At 56.4% G+C, this 20,246-nt stretch carries 17 protein-coding genes; 13 read left to right on the top strand and 4 right to left on the bottom strand.

Annotated features, from left to right (window positions below; translation table 11 throughout):
* Position 1 precedes the first annotated feature (1 nt).
* Positions 2–1,603 carry an APC family permease gene (locus CWM61_RS23085; protein ID WP_100631987.1) on the top strand — a complete coding sequence of 534 codons (1,602 nt, stop codon included), beginning with the start codon at positions 2–4 and terminating at the stop codon, positions 1,601–1,603.
* An 11-nt stretch (positions 1,604–1,614) separates the two neighbouring features.
* Entirely contained in the window at positions 1,615–2,625 is a 1,011-nt protein-coding gene (locus CWM61_RS23080) for an Ldh family oxidoreductase (protein WP_100631986.1), read from the top strand.
* Between the two features lie 28 nt (positions 2,626–2,653).
* Here the strand turns inward: CWM61_RS23080 and CWM61_RS23075 are convergent, their stop codons facing one another.
* Complete coding sequence (locus tag CWM61_RS23075) at positions 2,654–3,187, bottom strand: GNAT family N-acetyltransferase (protein ID WP_074387147.1); 534 nt, start codon at positions 3,185–3,187, stop codon at positions 2,654–2,656.
* 32 nt (positions 3,188–3,219) lie between these two features.
* Between CWM61_RS23075 and CWM61_RS23070 the strand changes: the two genes are divergently transcribed.
* Positions 3,220–4,056, top strand: coding sequence for a GNAT family N-acetyltransferase (locus tag CWM61_RS23070; protein ID WP_074387146.1), 837 nt, complete (start codon positions 3,220–3,222; stop codon positions 4,054–4,056).
* Positions 4,057–4,059: 3 nt separating this feature from the next.
* Here the strand turns inward: CWM61_RS23070 and CWM61_RS23065 are convergent, their stop codons facing one another.
* Both CWM61_RS23065 and CWM61_RS23060 read right to left on the bottom strand, forming a co-directional pair.
* The gene (locus CWM61_RS23065; RefSeq protein WP_061155863.1) at positions 4,060–5,421 is read right to left on the bottom strand and encodes an MFS transporter; all 1,362 of its coding nucleotides are present in this window, start codon (positions 5,419–5,421) and stop codon (positions 4,060–4,062) included.
* A 179-nt stretch (positions 5,422–5,600) separates the two neighbouring features.
* Entirely contained in the window at positions 5,601–6,515 is a 915-nt protein-coding gene (locus tag CWM61_RS23060; protein WP_008807558.1) for a GntR family transcriptional regulator, read from the bottom strand.
* Positions 6,516–6,651: 136 nt separating this feature from the next.
* Here CWM61_RS23060 and CWM61_RS23055 point away from each other — a divergent pair, with 136 nt between their 5' ends.
* The 10 genes from CWM61_RS23055 (at position 6,652) to CWM61_RS23010 (ending at position 17,849) form a co-directional block, all read left to right on the top strand.
* Positions 6,652–7,674, top strand: a complete 1,023-nt coding sequence (locus CWM61_RS23055; RefSeq protein WP_100631985.1) for a zinc-binding alcohol dehydrogenase family protein — start codon at positions 6,652–6,654, stop codon at positions 7,672–7,674.
* A gap of 11 nt (positions 7,675–7,685) precedes the next feature.
* The gene (locus CWM61_RS23050) at positions 7,686–9,131 is read left to right on the top strand and encodes a tagaturonate reductase (RefSeq protein WP_074387144.1); all 1,446 of its coding nucleotides are present in this window, start codon (positions 7,686–7,688) and stop codon (positions 9,129–9,131) included.
* 134 nt (positions 9,132–9,265) lie between these two features.
* Entirely contained in the window at positions 9,266–12,031 is a 2,766-nt protein-coding gene (locus CWM61_RS23045) for a sigma 54-interacting transcriptional regulator (protein ID WP_100631984.1), read from the top strand.
* A gap of 99 nt (positions 12,032–12,130) precedes the next feature.
* Positions 12,131–12,553 carry a PTS sugar transporter subunit IIA gene (locus CWM61_RS23040; protein ID WP_074387142.1) on the top strand — a complete coding sequence of 141 codons (423 nt, stop codon included), beginning with the start codon at positions 12,131–12,133 and terminating at the stop codon, positions 12,551–12,553.
* A gap of 14 nt (positions 12,554–12,567) precedes the next feature.
* Positions 12,568–13,038: a PTS sugar transporter subunit IIB gene (locus CWM61_RS23035; protein ID WP_074387141.1), complete on the top strand. Its 471-nt coding sequence runs from the start codon at positions 12,568–12,570 to the stop codon at positions 13,036–13,038.
* Positions 13,039–13,054: 16 nt separating this feature from the next.
* Complete coding sequence (locus CWM61_RS23030; RefSeq protein WP_074387140.1) at positions 13,055–13,834, top strand: PTS mannose/fructose/sorbose/N-acetylgalactosamine transporter subunit IIC; 780 nt, start codon at positions 13,055–13,057, stop codon at positions 13,832–13,834.
* Positions 13,812–14,663: a PTS system mannose/fructose/sorbose family transporter subunit IID gene (locus CWM61_RS23025; RefSeq protein ID WP_074387139.1), complete on the top strand. Its 852-nt coding sequence runs from the start codon at positions 13,812–13,814 to the stop codon at positions 14,661–14,663. Before CWM61_RS23030 ends, CWM61_RS23025 begins: the two co-directional genes overlap by 23 nt.
* 12 nt (positions 14,664–14,675) lie before the next feature.
* A complete protein-coding gene (locus tag CWM61_RS23020; protein ID WP_074387138.1) occupies positions 14,676–15,737 on the top strand; it encodes an SIS domain-containing protein in 1,062 nt (353 codons plus the stop codon).
* 17 nt (positions 15,738–15,754) lie between these two features.
* Positions 15,755–16,765, top strand: a complete 1,011-nt coding sequence (locus tag CWM61_RS23015) for an SIS domain-containing protein (RefSeq protein ID WP_074387137.1) — start codon at positions 15,755–15,757, stop codon at positions 16,763–16,765.
* A gap of 133 nt (positions 16,766–16,898) precedes the next feature.
* Complete coding sequence (locus CWM61_RS23010) at positions 16,899–17,849, top strand: Rpn family recombination-promoting nuclease/putative transposase (protein ID WP_165785039.1); 951 nt, start codon at positions 16,899–16,901, stop codon at positions 17,847–17,849.
* A 60-nt stretch (positions 17,850–17,909) separates the two neighbouring features.
* Here the strand turns inward: CWM61_RS23010 and opgB are convergent, their stop codons facing one another.
* Positions 17,910–20,201, bottom strand: a complete 2,292-nt coding sequence (gene opgB / locus CWM61_RS23005; protein ID WP_074387136.1) for a phosphatidylglycerol--membrane-oligosaccharide glycerophosphotransferase — start codon at positions 20,199–20,201, stop codon at positions 17,910–17,912.
* Between the last annotated feature and the right edge of the window lie 45 nt (positions 20,202–20,246).

The raw sequence follows: 20,246 nt of genomic DNA, 5'->3' as shown, positions 1-20,246 counted from the left end.
CATGACCATTCACACTACGCATAACAGTCAAACCCGCGTTGCTGAGTCGGGTAAGTTTAAAAAACAGCTGACCCTGACCGATCTCACCTTTATCGGCCTGGGGGCAATTTTCGGCTCCGGATGGTTATTCGCCGCCAGCCACGTGGCCTCCATCGCCGGTCCGGCCGGGATCGCCTCGTGGATAATCGGCGGCTTTGCGGTATTGCTGCTGGGTATTGTCTACTGCGAGCTGGGGGCGGCGCTGCCGCGCGCCGGCGGCATTATTCGCTATCCGGTCTTTTCCCACGGCGAGCTGATGGGCTATCTGCTGGGGTTCATCACCCTGATCGCTTTCTCCAGCCTGATCTCGATTGAAATTGTCGCCGCCCGGCAATATGCCGCCGCCTGGTTTCCGGCGCTGACCCAACCGGGCTCCAGTTCGCCGACGCTGCTGGGGTGGGTGGTGCAGTTCTTGCTACTCTGTTTCTTCTTTGCGCTTAACTACTACAGCGTTAAGACCTTCGCCCGATCGAACAACTTCATCAGCGTGCTCAAGTTTCTGGTGCCGCTGCTGGTGGTGGTGACGCTGTTTGCCTTCTTTAAACCGGAGAATCTGCACGCTCAGGGGATTGCGCCGTTTGGCATGTCCGGGGTGGAAGCGGCGATCAGCGCGGGGGGAATTATCTTCGCTTATCTGGGATTGACGCCGATTATCTCGGTAGCCAGCGAAGTGCAAAAGCCGCAGCGGACTATCCCGATTGCGTTGATTTTATCGGTGGTGCTGTCGACAATTATCTATGTGCTGCTGCAGATTGCGTTTCTCGGCAGTATCCCCACCGAAATGCTGAACGGCGGTTGGGCCGAGGTGAGCAAACAGTTCTCGCTGCCGTATCGCGATATTGCCATTACCCTCGGCATGGGCTGGCTGGCCTTTATGGTGATAAGTGATGCGATCATCTCCCCGAGCGGCACCGGCAATATCTATATGAACGCGACGCCGCGGGTGATCTACGGCTGGGCGAAGGCGGGTACCTTCTTTAAAGCCTTTACCCATATTGATAAAGCGTCCGGGATTCCGCGCCCGGCGCTATGGCTGACTTTTGGACTGTCGATTTTCTGGACGCTGCCGTTCCCCTCCTGGGAACAGCTGATTAGCGTGGTGTCGGCTGCCCTGGTGCTGAGCTACGCCATCGCTCCGGTGACCGCCGCCGGGCTGCGCCGCAACGCGCCGGATCTGCCGCGGCCGTTCCGCGTGCGCGCCTTCGGTATCATCGGCCCGGTATCGTTTATGATCTCGGCGCTGATTGTCTACTGGTCAGGCTGGAATACGCTCTCGTGGCTGCTGGGGCTGCAAATCGTGATGTTTGTGGTCTACGTGATGTGCAAAGGTAAGGTGCCGGAACATACCGTGAGCCTGGCGCAGCAGGTGAAGTCTTCGCTGTGGCTGATCGTGTTTTATGCGTTGATTATCCTCTTTTCCTGGCTGGGCAGCTTCGGCGGGCTTAATGTTATCGGTCACCCCTGGGATACGGTGCTGGTGGCGGCGATGTCGTTGGGGATTTACTACTGGGGCGCGCGCAGCTGCCTGCCGCAGGCTAACTTTAGCGGAGACGAAGAAGAGTAAAGGAGAACAGTATGGAGTCGGTAACTCTATCGTTACCTGAAGCTTATGACCTGGCGCTGGAAATGCTCAGCGCCAATGGATTTAGCGCCGACCACGCGGCGGCGATTGCCCGCAATGTAACCGCCGGGGAGCGCGACGGCTGCGCTTCCCACGGCCTGTGGCGGCTGTTGGGCATTGTCGATACCTTGCGTAAAGGTAAGGTATCGCCTGATGCCGAGCCGCAGATCCACGACCAGGCGCCGGCGATTGTGCGGGTGGATGCCGGGGGCGCTTTTTCGCTGCTGGCCTACGAGCGCGCGCTGCCGCTGCTGCTGGAGAAAGCGCGGCACAGCGGTATTGCGGCGCTGGCAATTAACCGCTGCGTCCATTTTTCCGCGCTGTTTGCCGATATTGAGCCGTTGACCGAGGCAGGGCTGGTGGGGCTGGCCTGTACGCCAAGCCACGCCTGGGTCGCCCCGGCGGGCGGCACCCGTCCGCTGTTCGGCACCAATCCTATCGCTTTTGGCTGGCCGCGGCGGGACAAACCGCCGTTTATTGTTGATATGGCGACCAGCGCCGCGGCGCGCGGTGAGATCCAGCTGCATCAGCGTGCCGGCAAAGCGCTACCGGAAGGCTGGGGAATCGACAGTCATGGCCAGCCAACGACCGATGCCGCGGAGGTGCTGAACGGCGCGATGTTAACCTTTGGCGGGCATAAGGGCTCGGCGCTGGCGGCTATGGTTGAGCTGCTGGCCGGGCCGCTTATCGGCGATATGACCAGCGCCGAATCGCTGGCGTGGGATAACGGCGCGGGTGGGCTCCCCTACGGCGGCGAGCTGATCCTGGCGCTGGATCCGCAGCGCTTTCTCGGCGCGCAGGCACCAGAGCAGCTGGCGCGCGCCGAAACGCTGTTCAAGGGGATGCAGGAGCAGGGGGCGCGGCTGCCGGGCGAGCGACGTTTCGCCTGCCGTCAGCAGAGTGAGCGGCAGGGGGTTACCATCAGTCGTTCATTGCATGATGAGATTTGCGCCTTGCGGCCATAGTAAAGCGCGGAGCGCGGCGGGCCGACCATCAGAGCGACAAGCGCATGGCGCAGCGCGACTCGGGCGGTAGGCCGTGCCGGGTCTCCTGTTCCCTTTTTGCCGCCAGTCCGGCAGGCAGGGTCAGCTCATCGAGCATGGTGAATCCCAGACGGGTATAAAACGGCGCATTCCACGGTACCTCGCGGAAGGTGGTGAGGGTTACCGCTGGGTAGCCCATCTGCCGTGCGCCCTCGATAACCTGCTCCAGCAGCATCCGGCCGATGCCCTGATGCTGCCAGTCCTCGTGGACGGCGATTTCGACGATAAATAAGGCGTCGTCGAGCGGTTCGGTCAGAATAAAGCCAATCGGCTGCCCGGCGGCTACCGCCAGCAGGCTATGCTCTGTTTCCAGATAATCATGATGACGCGCAACGCTAATCACCTCGCTGTCCGCCAGCCAGGCGAGAGAGGGGATCTGGCGAAATGCCTGGGCTGCAGAACGTTCAATGGCGGGCAGAAGGGCGATATCGCTCTCCTGAGTCAGGCGTAATACGGCACCGGCAGTTATAGTGTTAGTTTTCATCACCTCAGCATAGCAGCCCTCGGGAGAAAAGTATGGAGCTGACCGCCGTTCCCGCCACGCAGTTCAGCAGCGTGCAGTTAACGGATATTCTCAACGCCTGTTTTGAAGCCTATCTGGTGCCTGTTACCCAGTCGGTGGCGGGATTTGTTCAGCGTTTTAGCGCCGAGGGGATGAGCCTGATCGATTCCCGCGTCTGGCTGGCCGGAGATGAACCGGCGGCGATCGCGATTGTCGCTCGCCGGGGAAGTGCCGCTCGCCTGGCCGCCTTTGCCCTGCGCCCGGCCTGGCGCGGCAAAGGCCTGGGCCGGGAATTGATGCAAGAGCTGCTAATGCTCCTGCAACAGCAGGGGATCGAGACGGTATCCCTGGAGGTGATCCGCGATAACCACGCGGCCGTCGCGCTATATCAGGCGCTGGGCTTTACGCGACGCTATGGGCTCTGCGGCTATCTGAGCAATGAACCTCTGGCTCCGGTATCGGGTGTATTACAGCTTTATCCCACCCTGGCCCTGCTACGGCGCGCCATTGACGAGAGTAACAGTCAGCTCCCCTGGCTGCTGGATCCGCTCACCTTCGCCACCCTGCCCTGTCAGGTCGTGACGCTGGAACAGCGCGCCTTCGCGGTACTAACGACGGCGGGCTCGCGGCCTGTATTGCAGTTTCTGTGGGTGGAGCCCGCCGCCCGCCGCCAGGGGCTGGCGCGTGAGCTGCTGGTGACGCTGGCGCAGCAGTTCCCGGGTGTGGGGACTTCGGTGACGGTCCCGGAAACGTTTACGCCGCTGTTTGCCGCGGCGGGATATGCGCCGCTATCGCTGCAGCAGTATGAAATGAGCGCAACGATGAATGCCCTGCGGTCAGCAGGGCGTTAAGATTCAGTCGTTACGCGGGTCACTAATCGGCTGGCGAACCAGGAAAATGTAGGCCAGTGCGCCGAGAGCGGTCACACAGCCGCATATAACCAGTGCCAGCTGGAAGGAATGGGTGGTATCGACAATAAATCCGGTCACCACCGGTGCGAATGAAGCGCAGATAAAGCTGGCGAAATTCTGAATACTGCCGACGGAAGCCGTCATTCTTGATGCTACGGCGACGTGGATCAATCCCCAGCAGGACGTTCCGGCAAAATGAATACAGAACAACGCCATACCGATTAACAGCACCGCCGCGATTGAGGTGGTGGCATGCGGCACGATCAGCGTAAACGCCGCGGAGCAGAACATCCCGGCAATAATGCAGATCTTGCGGCTTTTGATCGGGGCCATGCCGCCTTTGACCAGCCAGTCGGTGACGTAGCCATTGATCAGCATACCGGCGGCACCAAACAGGAAAGGAATGGCGGCCATAAACCCGGTACTTTTCAGATCGAGGTTATACGCCGTTTGCAGGTAGCCCGGCAGCCAGGCCAGATATAGCCACGCGGTATAGTTGATGCCGCTGAAGCCGAACATCATTCCCCACATGGTTTTGTTTTTAAACAGACTGCGCCATTCGGCAAAGCTCAGCGGGTCACGGCGCACGTTGACGCTTCCGGCATTAAGGTAGGCCTGCTCATCGGCGGTGAGGGGGATATCCTCCCGGTTGCGATAAAGCATATACCAGCCGATAGCGACAAAGATCCCCAGTACGCCGATGGTAATAAACATCCAGCGCCAACCCATCATCAGCATCATCGCGGCAAGGATCGGCGGGCTGATCGCCACGCCAATCGTCGAGGCGGCGTTAAAGAAGCCCATTGGGCGACCGCGCTCTTTAATATTAAACCAGTCGTTGATCACCTTGACGCCGCACGGGTTCATCGGCGCTTCGCCGATCCCCATGCCGATACGCACCAGGACAAACTGGGTAAAGCTGTGCACCATCCCGGAGACCGCCTGAAATAGCGACCAGAAAAACATGCCCAGCCCCAGCATGATGCGTGGACCTTTGCGATCCAGCAGCGGTCCGCAGGGCAGTTGCGCAATGCCATAGGCCAGAGAGAAAACCGATAACAGCGCCCCGATTTCAGTGGCGGTAAGCCCTAACTCCTCGCGAATCGTTAAGTTCGCAACGGACAATGAACTTCGGTCGAGGTAGTTAATCACCGCCGCCAGAAATAACAGAATCATTGCCGTTGTTTGAATCTTTTTAATACGAGAACTACGTTGTAGTGTATTTTCTAGGGGGGCTGAAAGGGTTTCCGCTTCCCCCTTTTTAAAGTCGGTCTGCGGGTCTATGGTTATATTTTGTGATTCCACGCCTGACTCCTGATTATTATGTTTGAATACCAAGTGACAACGAAGGGGGTAAACATCACCCACCTGTTTCACAGTAAAGTAAGTCGACTTGTTTTCAGCATAAATAACCTTTTTGAGGGCGCCGGATTACGTTTTTGGATTTGTGCTGTTGCTAATCATTTTCTGTTTTTAATCGGTACTTAATGTGCCAGCGATTCACTTTGCTTGAGAGAGTTAATCATGGATTGCTTCGCAGAGTTCAGGTGGTTACGTAGCGCTAGGTTGGCATCCAGATCGCTGCGACAGATGAGTGCGCTCAGGATCGTCATATGTTCATCAATGGCGATGATATTGCGCTGTTTAAGGTCACTTTCATCCCACTGATAGTGGAAGTGAAAGATCACGGAGATAATCTCAAGTGATTGATTAAAAAATATATTATCTGCAGCGGAAAGCAGCAGCGAATGAAAATCACGATCGAGCTGGGAGAACATACGAAAGCTGTTGCCGATGCTGTCCCGCAGGGTGCGGTGGCGCTCAAGCAGGGTTTTGGCCTGCAGCCAGCGGGCATCGCTGTCCGGCAGATTAAGAAAGTGTTGAAGTGCGTGGGTTTCCAGCATCTCCCGCAATTCGAACAGTTGCTCGGCCCAGGATTGCTCAAATTTTTTCATGTTCCACTGGCCGCGCTTTTCGCTTTCAATCAGGTTGTAGCGGCTGAATTTCAGTAAAAATTCTCTGACCACGACCGGGCTGACGCCCGCGGCACGCGCCAGTTGCAGTTCGGAGAACCGCTCCCCGGCGCGTAGCTGACGCTGGTTAATCATGGTGAAAAACGCTTGTTCAAAGAGACGGTTTTGTTCGGTCAGCGAGGCGCTGGAACCATCGAAGCCGTCCTGTACTTCCGGCTGACGAAGGATCTGGTAGTCGTGATTGACCTGGCTCAAGACGCCGCGCTCGCATAAGTGGCAAAGGATATGGCGCACCGTGGTGCGGCTGATGTTATACATCTCCGCCAGTGCGCTTTGCGAGGGTAGCGGCGAGGGGATAAAGCCGCGCGCCATATCGTTGATGACCTGGTTAATAACATTGTGACGTAGGTTTTGTGAGCGACTCATAACGTTTTCCTTTTTTATCCATTAAAGCCGGATTTAAAACAGTTTTGTGCGTGACATTTCACAGATTTTGCAATGAGTTTCACTCTATTTCTATTTTTCATCGATATCTAAGCCAACAAATACGGAGGCAATTATTATGACGTCGATGAATACTTTAGTGTGTCAGGAACCTAAAAAGCTACACTGGGAAAAACGCCAAATTCCCATTCCCGGCGATGATGAAGTTCTCATTAAAATAAAGGCAGTGGGGATTTGTGGGACAGACATTCATGCATGGGGCGGCAATCAGCCTTTTTTTAGTTATCCGCGTGTTCTTGGACATGAAATATGCGGTGAGATAATTGGGCTGGGTAAAAATATTCTTAATTTGAAGAGCGGCCAACAGGTTGCTGTGATTCCCTATGTCGCCTGCCGCCAGTGTCCGGCCTGCCTGAACGGCCGGACAAACTGCTGCGAGAAGATTTCGGTGATCGGCGTGCATCGGGACGGCGGGTTTAGCGAGTATCTCTGCGTGCCGGTAAACAATCTGCTGGTGGTGGATGACGTCGATCCTGAAGCCGTGGCGTTGATTGAGCCATTCGCCATTAGCGCCCACGCGGTGCGTCGCGCAGCGATCCAGCCGGGAGATCAGGTGCTGGTGGTTGGCGCGGGCCCCATTGGGCTCGGAGCCGCGGCGATCGCTAAGGCTGACGGTGCGCAGGTAGTAGTGGCGGATACCAGCCCAGCGCGGCGCGATCATGTGGCACAGCATCTCGGCCTGACCACCCTCGATCCCTCCGATCCGCTGTTTATCGAGCAACTGTCTGCCACGTTTGGCGGTTCTCTGGCGCAGAAAGTGATTGACGCGACGGGAAATCAGCAGGCGATGAATAACACCGTTAATTTAATCCGTCACGGCGGCAGCATCATTTTTGTTGGTCTGTTTAAGGGGGAACTGCAGTTCTCTGATCCGGAATTTCATAAGAAAGAGACGACGATGATGGGCAGTCGTAATGCGACGGAAGAGGATTTTGCCAAGGTCGGGCGGCTGATGGCCGAGGGGAAAATCACCGCCAGGATGATGCTAACCCACCGTTACGACTTCAAATCGCTGGCGGAAATTTACGAAAGCGACGTGATTAACAATCGTCAGCTGATCAAAGGCGTTATTCATTTTTAGCAGGTAAGCTTATGAAATCGTTAAACCGACAAGATTTTCCCGGGCCGCAGTACCCGACGCGCGCGATTCAGTTTGGCGAGGGCAACTTCCTGCGGGCATTTATTGACTGGCAGCTGGATCTGCTGAATGAGCAAACCGATCTGGCGGCGGGCGTGACCATTATTCGCCCGATCAACACCGCGTTTCCGCCGTCGCTCAATACCCAGGACGGGCTTTACACCACGGTGATCCGCGGACTGGACGAACGCGGCGAGGCGGTGAGCGAGGCGCGGATTATTCGATCGGTGAATAACGAGATCAATCCCTGGCAGGATTTTGCCGGCTATCTGGCGCTGGCTCGAAATCCGGCGATCGCGTTCGTATTTTCAAACACCACCGAAGCGGGCATCAGCTATCACGCCGGAGACCGGCCTGACGATAAGCCGCCGGTTAGCTTCCCGGCGAAACTGGCCCAGCTGCTGCTCGAACGGTTCCGCCATTTCAACGGCGCAGTGGATAAGGGTTGGACGATCATCCCCTGCGAGCTAATTGACTATAACGGCGAGGCGCTGAAGGCGCTGGTGCTGCGCTATGCCGAAGAGTGGCAATTACCCGCGGCTTTTCGCGACTGGGTTGAGACCGCCAATACGTTTTGTTCAACGCTGGTTGACCGCATCGTCACCGGCTACCCGCGTGATGAAGCAGAAAAGCTGGAAACGGAGCTGGGCTACCATGATGCTTTCCTTGATACCGCCGAATACTTTTGGTTATTCGTCATTCAGGGTCCGCAGGCGCTGGCGGAAACGCTGCGGCTGGATCGCTACCCGCTTAATATCCGCATCGTAGAGGATATCCGGCCCTATAAAGCGCGCAAGGTTGCCATTCTTAACGGTGCGCATACCGCGCTGGTGCCGGTAGCATGGCTGTGCGGGGTGGATACCGTTGGCGAAGCGATGCAGGACGAAGCCATTCGCCATTATGTACAGCAGACGATTGATGAAGAGATTATCCCGGCGCTCGATTTACCGGCCGAGGAGCTTCGTCAGTTTGCCGATGCGGTCACCGGGCGCTTTCTTAATCCCTATATTCGCCATCAATTGCTCGCCATCGCCCTGAACGGCATGACTAAGTTCCGCACCCGGATCCTGCCGCAGCTGCTGACGACAATCCGCCAGCACGGCGCGATCCCCCCGCGGCTAACGTTTGCCCTGGCGGCGCTTATCGCCTTCTATCGCGGCCAGCGCGACGGACAGGTGTATCCGCTGCAAGATGATGACGTCTGGTTAACCCGCTTCTCGCAAGGATGGAAGCAGGTGGCGAACGGGAGCCCGCTGCATGGACTGGTCACGGACGTCCTGCAGGATAACGCGCACTGGGGCGAGGATCTGACGGCTATTCCCGGCCTTTCCGACCAGGTCACGCGCTATCTGGAAATGATTTTGCGCTCAGGAATGCGGGAGGCCCTGGCGCGGCTGTAACGGTTTTGTTATGCGGCGTCCGCGGATTTGGGCGCCGTTTTTTTTGTGCTCCGAACCGCAAAAAGTGAATTTAGCGCCAACGCCTGGTGGATTTCCCGCATCATAAGCCTCTGTAAGGTGAAGAGGGGGATGTAATGCGTAAAACGGAACTGTTGGCTTTTCTGCAAAATCAGACCGATTTTTTCGATCCGGATAACCTGAGCGAGGTCTTCACCGCTGGCTACCTGGCCCGGCGTTTTGCGATGCAAAGAAATACCGCCAGCCACTATCTGAATCAGTTGGTGGCCCAGGATGTGCTGGTGAAGATCAATACTCGACCAGTCTATTTCCTGCATAAAGCCGCCTTCTGCCAGCAGTTTTTCCCTCTTTCCCGCAGCGAGTACGCCAGCATGGCGGAACTGCTCGCAGAGAGCGACCGGCAGCCGGAGCAGGCGGATCATTTCTCATTGCTGACCGGCCATGACGGTAGCCTGCGCAAGCCTATCGAACAGATGAAAACCGCGCTGTTTTATCCCAACGGTGGGCTTCCGCTGCTGATCGTTGGCGACAGCGGAACTGGCAAGAGCTATATGGCGGAGCTGATGCATGAGTTTGCTATCGCCCAGGGGCTGCTGCCGCCCGATGCGCCTTTTGTCAGCTTTAACTGCGCCCAGTATGCCAGCAACCCGGAGCTGTTGGCCGCCAACCTGTTTGGCTACGTTAAAGGCGCGTTTACCGGCGCGCAGAGCGATAAAGCCGGGGCGTTTGAGGCGGCAAATGGCGGCGTGCTGTTTCTTGATGAAGTCCATCGTCTGGATGCGCAGGGGCAGGAAAAGCTCTTCACCTGGCTGGACCGCAAGGAGATCTATCGGGTGGGGGAAACGGCGCAGGGGATGCCGATTTCGCTGCGGCTGGTGTTTGCCACCACCGAAGATATTCACAGCACTTTTCTGACCACCTTTATTCGCCGTATTCCGATCCTCGTTAGCCTGCCTGATTTACAGACCCGCAGCCGCCACGAAAAAGAAGCGTTAACGCTGCAGTTTTTCTGGCAGGAGGCGCGCACGTTGGCTGCCCGGCTGCAGCTGACGCCACGGCTGCTACAGGTGCTGACGCACTATGTTTATCGCGGTAACGTCGGTGAGCTGAAGAATGTGGTGAAATACGCCGTGGCGTCGGCCTGGGCCAGGTGTCCGGGCAGCGAGATGCTTACCGTGACGCTGCATGATCTGCCGGAAAATATCATGGCTGCGACGCCGGCCCTCAGTGAAGCGATGGGCCAGCAGGAGCCGCTGCTTATCGAGCCGCAGACCAGCCTGGTCTGGCTGCTACGCGCGCGCGACCCGATTCAGGGGCTGATTTATGATACTCAGTGCCGCGTTCTCGCGCTGTATGAGGCGGTGCAGAGTAAAAAAACGCTCTGGGAAGAGGCGCAAAAAAGCATGGGCGAGGAGATTGAAACCCTCTTTGATCGGCTGATTTTCGATAATCACGATGCCAATAGTTCGCATATGTTGCTGCTGATAACGCATCAGGTGCGGGAGGAGTTTTATCGCCTTGAAAAGCGCTTCAATATCCAGTTTAACGGCAACTGTATTTACGCTTTAAGTCACTACCTAATTCATCGTTCCCGGCAGGGGCCGTCCACGATGAGCAACGAGAAAAGCCGCCTGCTGGAGGATTTTCTGGCGCAGAAATATCCGCTGCTGTATCGCTTTTGCGAAGAGATCCTCGCTGCGCTGGCGCTGAAGCTGGACATTGAACCCCGGCGCATTGACCTGCTGCTGCTGGTGCTGTGGTTACAGAAAAATGGCGCCATCAGCCAGCAGCAGGTGACCCGGGCAATTATCCTCGCCCACGGTTACGCCACCGCCAGCAGCATCGCCAACGTGGCGAACCGGTTGCTGAAAAGCCAGCTGTTTGAGTCATTCGATATGCCGCTCGACGTGACGCCGGAGGCTATTGCTAACCAGGTGATGGCCTATATTGAGAGCCACGCCCTGGCGTCAGGATTGATCATTCTGGTCGATATGGGATCGCTGAACGCCATTCATCGCCATTTTAATCGTCGCCTGAGTACGCCGATGGCGATTATCAACAATGTCTCCACCGGTATGGCGATGTACGTCGGGGAGCGCATTTTGCAGGGCGTTATGCTGGAAGATATCGTCCGCGAGATCCGCGGCGATCTCGCGGTCGAGCATCAGCTCTATTACCCGCAAACCGATAAACCGCGGGCGATTCTTACGACCTGCGCCACCGGTCTGGGCGCGGCGGCGAATCTGTCGGCGCTGTTAAAAGCCAGCATTCCTGAGACGCTCGGCATTGATATTGTGGCCTGTGATGTGGAAACGCTCGCCGATCCCGCGCGGCGGCAACCGATGCTCAGCCGCTATGAGGTGCTGGCGATCGTTGGAACTCTGGACCCGCAGCTTGCCGATCTGCCGTGGATCTCGCTGGATTCGCTGATTTCCGGCCAGGGCAGCCGCCCGCTGATGCGTATCTTCGGCGAGCTGGCCTCCTCTGAACAAGTCAGCGAGATCAATAACCTGATCCTGAAAAATTTCTCGCTGCGCCGGGTGATCGAGTCGGTGACGATCCTCGATACCGCAAAGGTCATCAATCAGGTCGAGCAGTTTTTACTGCGCTATGAGCATCTGGCCGGCTACGACGTGCCCAACGATCGCAAGGTGGCGCTGTACGTGCATATCAGCTGTCTGATTGAGCGCCTGATCCGCAACGCGTCGCCATCCCATTATTCCGGAAGGCAGTGTCCGCAGAGCGAGCTGGCGACGCTTCGCGAGGCTTTTAGTGTCATTGAGAGCGGATATAGTGTCAAAATCCCCGCCATAGAGCTCTGCTACATTCACGATATCCTGACGCGGGAAACGGAATTTATTCAGGAAGATCAGGAGTTTTAGTTCCCTCAGTCTGTTCGTCCTTGCGCTAACCAGCGCGCCACTGTTTCTGGCACGCCGGTTGCTATTAAGAAAGCAGTGGAATGCGCTTTCGAGGTAAGGATGAAACGACACTATATTTTTGCCAGCCATGGCACCTTTGCTAACGGTTTGCTGAACTCCGTGGAGCTAATCCTCGGTAAACAGCCGGATATTCATACCCTGTGTGCCTACGTCGAGGAGGAGTCCGATCTCACGCAGCAGGTGGAGGCGCTACTGGCGCGTTTCCCGGCGCAGGATGAACTGATAGTGATTACGGATATTTTTGCCGGTAGCGTGAATAACGAGTTTGTTCGTTTTTTATCACGCCCACACTTCCATTTATTATCAGGTTTAAATCTGCCGCTGATTATTGATTTGCTTATTTCTGCAACGGAAGAAAATACCGAGAAATTAATTACTGAAGCATTAACCAGCGCCAAAGAGAGCATTCAGTACTGCAATCAAACGATTGCCAGTGCGATGACCACTGATAAAGACTTCTGAAATGAGGGAACACTATGATTACGCTTTTAAGGGTAGACCATCGATTACTTCACGGACAGGTAGCCTTTTCCTGGACGCAATATGTCGGTGCTGATTGTATTTTGATCGCTAACGATAATGTCCCTAACGATGAACTGCGTAAAACGACGATTAAGCTCGCTAAGCCGCCGTCGGTAAAACTGGTAATTAAAAATATTGATGACTCCATTGAGGCAATTAAAAGCGGCGTTACCGATAAATATAATTTATTTATTGTTGTTGAATCGGTGGACGATGCCTGGCGTATAGCCAATGCGGTGGGAAATATCAAGAGCATTAATCTTGGAGGGATTAAAGCGAAAGAGGGCAGCCAGAATATCTCTAAGGCAATTAATTTACTGCCAAAAGAAATAGAGCAGCTACAACAACTGGTGGGGAAGGGCGTCGAGGTGGAGATTCGCCAGGTCCCGAACGATCGCAAACAGCTTTTTACGGAATGCGTGTAATTCCGGAGGACAGATTATGGTAGAGGCTCTCTTACTGGGTCTGGTGGCGTTTATCGCGCAATCGGAATATGCCTTAGGGACGTCGCTGATTTCCCGGCCTATCGTCACCGGGCTACTGACCGGTTTGGTGCTGGGGGATGTGCAGACCGGCGTCATCATGGGCGCGACGCTGGAGCTGGCGTTTATCGGCTCGTTCTCCGTTGGCGCCTCGATCCCGCCCGACGTGGTGACCGGCGGTATTCTCGGCGTGGCGTTCGCCATTACCTCTGGCGCGGGCACAGAAACGGCGTTGCTGCTTGGCCTGCCTATCGCCACCCTGACCCTGATCCTGAAAAACGTTTATCTGGGGATGTTTATCCCGATGCTCAGCCAGAAGGCTGACGGCTACGCGGAACGGGCGGATACGCGGGGCATTGAGCGGATGCATCTGATTGCCGGCTTCGGGCTGTCGCTGATGCTGGCCACGGTGGTGACCGTTTCATTCCTGGTGGGCAGCAACGCGGTGAAATCCCTGCTCGATACCATCCCGGAATTTATCAAACACGGGCTCAGCGTCGCTACCGGCATCATTCCGGCCCTCGGCTTCGCGATGCTCGCCAGGCTGCTGATTAACAAGAAAGTCGCGCCGTACTTTTTCCTTGGCTTCGTGCTGATGGCCTACCTGAAAATCCCGGTGACCGGCATCGCCATTCTCGGCGCTATCGTGGCGGTGGTCATGGTTAACGTCACCGCGTTGAATTCACCTCGTACGACGACAGAACAAGGAGTCAGCGATGACGACGAAGATGATTTCTGAAGAGACCCTGCGCCCGCAGGAGCAAGAAGAGACTCGTATTACGCCACGAGATTTACGCCGGGTGTTCTGGCGATCCTTCCAGATGGAGTTCTCGTGGAACTATGAGCGGCAGATGAATCTCGCCTTTGTTTACGCGTTGATCCCGGTGCTGAAGAAGCTCTATCCGCGCAAAGAGGAGTTGGCCGGAGCGTTGAAACGGCATCTGGTGTTCTTCAATACCACGCCGCATATCGTCACATTGCTGCTGGGGATCACCACGGCGATGGAGGAAAAAAACAGCCAGCAGAAAAATATGGACGCCAACGCGATCGATAACGTTAAAGCGTCTCTGATGGGGCCGCTGGCCGGGCTGGGGGACTCCTTTTTCTGGGGTACGCTGCGGCTGATCGCCACCGGCATCGGCACCAGCCTGGCGCTCAAGGGCAACGTTCTCGGACCCATTCTGTTTCTGCTGGTGTTTAACGTGCCGCATATCCTGGTGCGCTGGTTTTTTACCCGTTGGGGCTATGTGCTGGGCACCGGGGTGCTGCAGCGGATCCAGAAGAGCGGAATGATGGAGAGCCTGACCTACGGGGCGTCGATTATCGGCCTGATGGTGGTCGGGGCGATGACCGCCTCAATGATCGATATCACCATCCCTCTCTCCTTTGGTGCCGGGGAAGCCAAAACTCAGGTGCAGGACATTATCAATGACATTCTGCCCTGCATGCTGCCGCTGGTGAGTTTTGGCATCGTCTACTGGCTGCTGGGGCGGAAAGTTAAACCGCTTTCTATTATTGGCGGGATGGCGCTGGTGGGCATTCTGGGTTCGTGGATTGGCTTGTTTTAACGGGAGTCGAAAATGGTACCAACGATGATGACGTATATCAGCGAAGAGTCAGCCTGTCTGGCGCAGATCCTGCGCGACTATCGGCAAAAGCTGGCATCGATTGAGGATTTCGCCCGCCAGCATCCGGTACGCCGTATTTTGCTGCTGGCAACCGGATCGTCGCTAAATGCCGCGCTGTGCGCGCGTTATTTCTTTGAACAGCGCTTCGGCGTGCTGGTTGACATTAAAGAGCCGTACAACTTTACGCATTACGAGGCTGTCGATCCGCATACCGATCTGGTGGTGGCGATTTCGCAGAGCGGAAAAAGCGCCTCGACGCTGGAGGCGATGCGCAAGGTTCAGGCGGCGAATCTGCCGGTTTTTGCCCTGACCTCCGACCCGCAAAGCCCGATCGCCCGGGCCTGCGATGGGATACTGGATATCAATACCGGTATCGAGAGCGTGGGGTTTGTCACCCGCGGGTTTAGCGCGACGGTGCTGAATTTGCTGCTGATGGCGCTGATGATTGCCCGTGCCCAGGGGAAAGCCAGCGAGGCCGAGGAGCAGCGCTATCTTGCCGAACTGCAGCGGCTGGCGGCGGCGATCCCGGATGTCATTGACCGCACCTCGCGGTTTATCGACAGGCATGGCGAAGCGCTGCGGGGCGGCGAGCGCTTTGTCGCCACCGGCTATGGCGCGCTGGTTGGCGTGGCGAAGGAATTTGAAACCAAATTTACCGAAACGGTACGCGTGCCTTCCAGCGGCTTTGAGCTGGAAGCCTATATGCACGGTCCCTATCTGGAAGCCAACGCCCGCCATGTGATGCTGTTTATTGAAGATGCGCCGGATGCGCGAACCCGGGCGCTGCGGGACTATATGGCGCCTTCCATTGCCCGCGCCTTTACACTGACGCTGAGCGACGAAGAGGATGCGCAGACGCTGGCGCTAAGCTGCCCGTGTGAACATCACCTGGCGCCGCTGCTGCTGATCGTTCCCGTCCAGATGCTGGCCTGGCATACCGCCGGCCTGAAAGGTATCGATCTGGCTAAACGTATTTTTGACGATTTTGACCGCGTATTAAAAAGTAAAATCTGAATATTCAGGAGAAAACTATGTTGGGTTTTAATCAGGACGAGTACCTGACCAGTGCTCGCGAGATCATCGCTGCGCGTAAACAGGCTGAAACCGTGGCCGACGATATTTATGACTGCGGCTGCAGCGCATTATTTTTTGCCTCGGTAGGCGGTTCTCTGGCGCCGATGATGGCCATTAATGAGTTTGCCAAAGAATTAACCAGCGTGCCGGTTTATCTTGAGCAGGCGGCAGAATTAATTCATCGCGGGCATAAAAAATTAAATAAAGATGCGGTAGTCGTTACCCTATCTAAATCTGGCGATACCAAAGAGTCGGTGGCTATTGCCGAGTGGTGCAAGGCGCAGGGGATCCGCGTGGTGGCTATTACCCGTCATGCCGACTCGCCATTGGCCGCCGCCGCCACCTGGCATATTCCGATGTGCCACAAGAACGGCGTGGAATATGAATATATGCTGCTGTACTGGTTATTCTTCCGCATCATTTATCGTCACGGCGAGTTTGAAAATTACGCGCGATTTGCCAGCCAGCTCGAGTTACTGCCGGAAAATCTCTTGCAGGCCAAACGCCAGTTCGATCTCCAGGCGGATAGCATTGCCGCGCAATACCATGGCAGCGACTATATGATGTGGATTGGCGGCGCGGAAATGTGGGGCGAGGTCTACCTGTTCTCAATGTGTATTCTCGAAGAAATGCAGTGGAAGCGGACGAAATCCGTTAGCTCGGCTGAATTTTTCCACGGCACCCTGGAGCTGCTGGAAAAAGAGGTCCCGCTGTTTCTGGTGAAAGGTGAGGGGAAATGCCGGGCGCTGGACGAGCGCGTCGAACGCTTTGCCGAAAAGATAACTGACCATCTGGTGGTGATCGACCCGCGCGACTATCCGCTGAACGGCATTGATGACGCTTTCCGCTGGATTATGGCGCCGTGCGTGGTGTCAACCCTGCTGGTGGACCGGCTGGCGGCTCACTTTGAACACCATACCGGCCACGACCTCAATATCCGTCGTTACTACCGTCAGTTTGATTACTAAGCCGTGTTGATGGCGGCCAGCCGGGCTGGCCGCTACGCTATTCTCCGAGGCGCTTCCCAGAAAATTATCGTCAAATCCATTCGGGTAAAAACCGGTGGTAGAGTCCGGCTTTCCTTCTCTTTCAGGCAAGCGGATGGCCATGAAAAAACGGATGACCTCGACGCCGCACGATGCGGTCTTTAAACGATTTCTTCGCCACCCGGAGACGGCGAATGATTTCCTCACCCTCTACCTTCCAGAAGCGATCCGCCAGCGGTGCGATTTCGCGACCCTGAGACTGCAATCGGCGAGCTTTATCGATGAGGATCTGCGCGCCTGGTATTCGGACGTCCTCTGGTCGGTACAAACCACCTGCGGTGCGGGGTATGTTTACGTGGTGATAGAGCATCAGAGCTCGCCGGATAACCATATGGCGTTTCGCCTGATGCGCTATGCGATTGCCGCGATGCAGCGCCACCTGGATGCCGGGCACAAAACGCTGCCGTTGGTGGTGCCGATGCTTTTTTATCACGGTGTGACCAGTCCATACCCCTTTTCCCTCAACTGGCTGGATGAGTTTGCCGACCCGCAGCTGGCGAAGACGCTGTATGGCTGTCCGTTTCCGTTGATCGACGTTACGGTGATGCCAGATGATGACATCGTGCAACATCGGCGAGTCGCCTTGCTGGAGCTGATGCAAAAACATATTCGCCAGCGCGATCTCAGCGGCTTAACGGAGTCGTTGGCGGCCGTTGTGATGCTGGGATACACTAACCGTCGGCAGTTGAGAATGCTGTTTCACTATATGCTGCAGTACGGTAATACGGCCGAGCCGGGCGTGTTTCTCCGCCGGCTGGCCCGCCGTCTGCCACAGTATGAGGAGACACTGATGTCTATCGCGCAAAAGCTTAAGCAGGAAGGTCGTCAAGAAGGTCGTCAAGAAGGTCGACTAGAAGGCCGGGAAGAAGGGCACCAGGAGGGCTTACAGGAAGGAAGCCGGCGTGAGGCGCTGCGCATTGCCGGCAGTATGTTACAAAATGGCCTCGACAAAGAGATGGTACAGAAAATCACCGGACTGTCGGCTGATGAACTACAGCCGCTGTAGGGTTAACGCCCTGCCACGGCAACCGTTGCCCGGCGTGTAAACCCGCCGGGCAGGATGGTTTTAGCCTTCGCTTTTCACCACTTTGATCTCCACCATGCCGATCCCCAACTGACGTGGGGAGTGACCAAGGATATTCCCCTCGTTGGTGGACTGCGGGTCCGGCGGAGTGATGGTCAGGGTGTTGCTGTGCGACGGGTTGTCGAAATGCAGCGTCGTAGTGGTTACGTCATTGGCCAGCGTAAGCACTTGCTCACTGTCTCCCACCCGCACCGGGATCGGCTTATTGGCGTTTGGGCCGTAGGCTTTGGCGGTGATCACCAGATCAAATTTTTCCGGTAGCGGCTCTTTATATTCAATCTTCACGTCGCTGCCCAGCTGGGCGTTGGACCACCGACCCCAGGACTCGGGACGCGAAATGCCGCTGAACTGCTTGACCTCTTCCGGGGCGCCGGCGACGTTAAACACGAAGCTGTCGGCCTTGTAGCGAATATCGTTGTCGACGACTTTTAGCGTATCGACGTTGCCCTTATAGCGCTCCATATCGATAAGGGTGTCCCTGAAAGCGGTTTTGCCTTGCCACTGCGGTTTATCGACGTGCTGGACCTTCTGCTCACCGCCCAACTGCCCCTGCGAGACGCACCAGTCGGTGGAGAGCGCCAGCTCAGGCGACCACAGTTGCCCCATTTTATAGCAGCGATCGACCCACACGAAATTGTCCCGCGGCGCGAAATCGGCCAGCTGGAAGCGCAACGGCGCGGAGTATTCGCTCTCCGGCAGCGGTTCAACGCGCTGGTCCGATACCCGCAGCAGCAGCGGCAAACGGAAATGGCTGCCGGAGAAAGCGATCATGTTCTTCTGCGAGTCGATGGTGAAGTTTTTCATCTCTTTCGGGAAGTTCCACAGGCGGATCACGTCCGGTTTCCAGGCCAGCACTTTCTCTTTCATATTCAAGAAAATACCGGAGAGCGACTGGCCGGAGAGGCTGCTGCGCCCGAGGCCGATAAAGTTATCGCCGCCGAGAATATCCAGCACCGTCGCGCCGTTATCCATGGTGTTGCGTTTCACCGCCAGCGTCTCCTGTTGCGGTTGATCACCGCGCAACACGAAGAACAGATTGCTGCGATCGTGCTTGTTGAGATAATCCCAGGCGCTGTTTTTCATGGCCAGGTGATCGGAAGAGACCACGATGACCGTGTTTTTGAAATAGGGTGAGGCTTTGATCTTCTCGATCAGCGCGGCGATATGTTCCTGGCTGCAGCTAACGGCGCTGAAGGAGAGGTTTTTCTTACCGTCCACGTCATAGCGTTTACGCTCGCAGGTGCGCGAGATAAAGCCATCCGGGTGGTGAGTATCCACCGTCAGGGCGAACAGCGAGAAGCGTTTACCGGACCGGGACAGCTCTTCAAATTTTTTCCACGTCTCGTCGAGCACGGTGTCGTCATAGAAGCCCCAGTCGTTGCGATAGGCGGGATCCGCTACCGTGGTTTTGAGCTCTTCCGCCCCGAACAGGTGATCGAAGCCGTGGGATTTGAGAAACACGTCTTTGCCGGCAAAGCGCAGGTTGGCTCCCTGCACAAAGTAGTTTTCATAGCCGGAGTTTTTCAGGATATCGCCAAGGCAGATATTCTGCGGAAAGAAGCTGGAGACCGATGCCGAGGCGTTGCCTTCAAACGGCGCGAACAGCGGAATGCCGCACTGCGAGGCGACCATACCGGCGATGGTGTAATCCGTCCCCGGGAGCTGCATGGTATTGCTGAAATCGAGGCCCTGATCTTTTATTTTGCCGAGCTCAGGGGTGAGGTTAGGAAAGGCGTCGTTATCAAAATAGGTACGCTCGAGGCTTTCGCCATAGATATAGACCAGGTTCAGCTGTGGATTGTCGATACGCTTCGACGGCTCTTTGTAGTATGCGGCAAAGTCCGGGTCACCTTCCCGTGACTGCGATTTCACCAGCTCGCTGATCTGATGGAAGGCCGGGCTGGCATCAACGGAGGCCAGCGCCAGCAGCAGCGCCGCCAGGCTGTAACCGACGTGATGAGGATGATGCCGACGGCGGCGCAGCACCCAGCCCAGCGCGCCAAAGACGGCAACCAGCGCGACGCCCACCCCGACGCCCGGCAGAATGTATTTGCCGATCCCTGCGCCGGTCAGGCTGTTGGTCAGGGTATAGAGCACCGCGTCGTTGATGCCGTCGCCGGTAAAATAGTCGCTGGCGTAGAGGGTGATGTTCAGCACCACGAACAGACCTAACACCGTGAGCGTGGCGGCAAACCACCAGGTGTTACGACCCGCTTTCCAGGCATAAAGCACCACCGAAGCTAAAAATAAGGCGATGGATAACAACTCTGACACAGCTCATCCTCATTAGCGCCAGTTGTCGGCTGGCAGAACAGATTA

This window comes from Klebsiella sp. K-Nf6, assembly GCF_002806655.1.
Taxonomy (GTDB): domain Bacteria; phylum Pseudomonadota; class Gammaproteobacteria; order Enterobacterales; family Enterobacteriaceae; genus Klebsiella; species Klebsiella variicola.
The sequence above is the reverse complement of the archived record's forward strand: the minus strand, read 5'-3'. Positions and strand labels throughout refer to the sequence as shown.

Bases quoted from the DNA above. Each gene is read 5' to 3' on its own strand.
- CWM61_RS23030 (WP_074387140.1), top strand. From the start codon at position 13,055: ATGGTAGAGGCTCTCTTACTGGGTCTGGTGGCGTTTATCGCGCAATCG.
- CWM61_RS23050 (WP_074387144.1), top strand. From the start codon at position 7,686: ATGAAATCGTTAAACCGACAAGATTTTCCCGGGCCGCAGTACCCGACG.
- CWM61_RS23015 (WP_074387137.1), top strand. From the start codon at position 15,755: ATGTTGGGTTTTAATCAGGACGAGTACCTGACCAGTGCTCGCGAGATC.
- CWM61_RS23085 (WP_100631987.1), top strand. From the start codon at position 2: ATGACCATTCACACTACGCATAACAGTCAAACCCGCGTTGCTGAGTCG.
- CWM61_RS23070 (WP_074387146.1), top strand. From the start codon at position 3,220: ATGGAGCTGACCGCCGTTCCCGCCACGCAGTTCAGCAGCGTGCAGTTA.
- CWM61_RS23055 (WP_100631985.1), top strand. From the start codon at position 6,652: ATGACGTCGATGAATACTTTAGTGTGTCAGGAACCTAAAAAGCTACAC.
- CWM61_RS23080 (WP_100631986.1), top strand. From the start codon at position 1,615: ATGGAGTCGGTAACTCTATCGTTACCTGAAGCTTATGACCTGGCGCTG.
- CWM61_RS23060 (WP_008807558.1), bottom strand. From the start codon at position 6,515: ATGAGTCGCTCACAAAACCTACGTCACAATGTTATTAACCAGGTCATC.
- CWM61_RS23025 (WP_074387139.1), top strand. From the start codon at position 13,812: ATGACGACGAAGATGATTTCTGAAGAGACCCTGCGCCCGCAGGAGCAA.
- CWM61_RS23040 (WP_074387142.1), top strand. From the start codon at position 12,131: ATGAAACGACACTATATTTTTGCCAGCCATGGCACCTTTGCTAACGGT.
- CWM61_RS23010 (WP_165785039.1), top strand. From the start codon at position 16,899: ATGGCCATGAAAAAACGGATGACCTCGACGCCGCACGATGCGGTCTTT.
- CWM61_RS23035 (WP_074387141.1), top strand. From the start codon at position 12,568: ATGATTACGCTTTTAAGGGTAGACCATCGATTACTTCACGGACAGGTA.
- CWM61_RS23020 (WP_074387138.1), top strand. From the start codon at position 14,676: ATGGTACCAACGATGATGACGTATATCAGCGAAGAGTCAGCCTGTCTG.
- CWM61_RS23045 (WP_100631984.1), top strand. From the start codon at position 9,266: ATGCGTAAAACGGAACTGTTGGCTTTTCTGCAAAATCAGACCGATTTT.
- CWM61_RS23075 (WP_074387147.1), bottom strand. From the start codon at position 3,187: ATGAAAACTAACACTATAACTGCCGGTGCCGTATTACGCCTGACTCAG.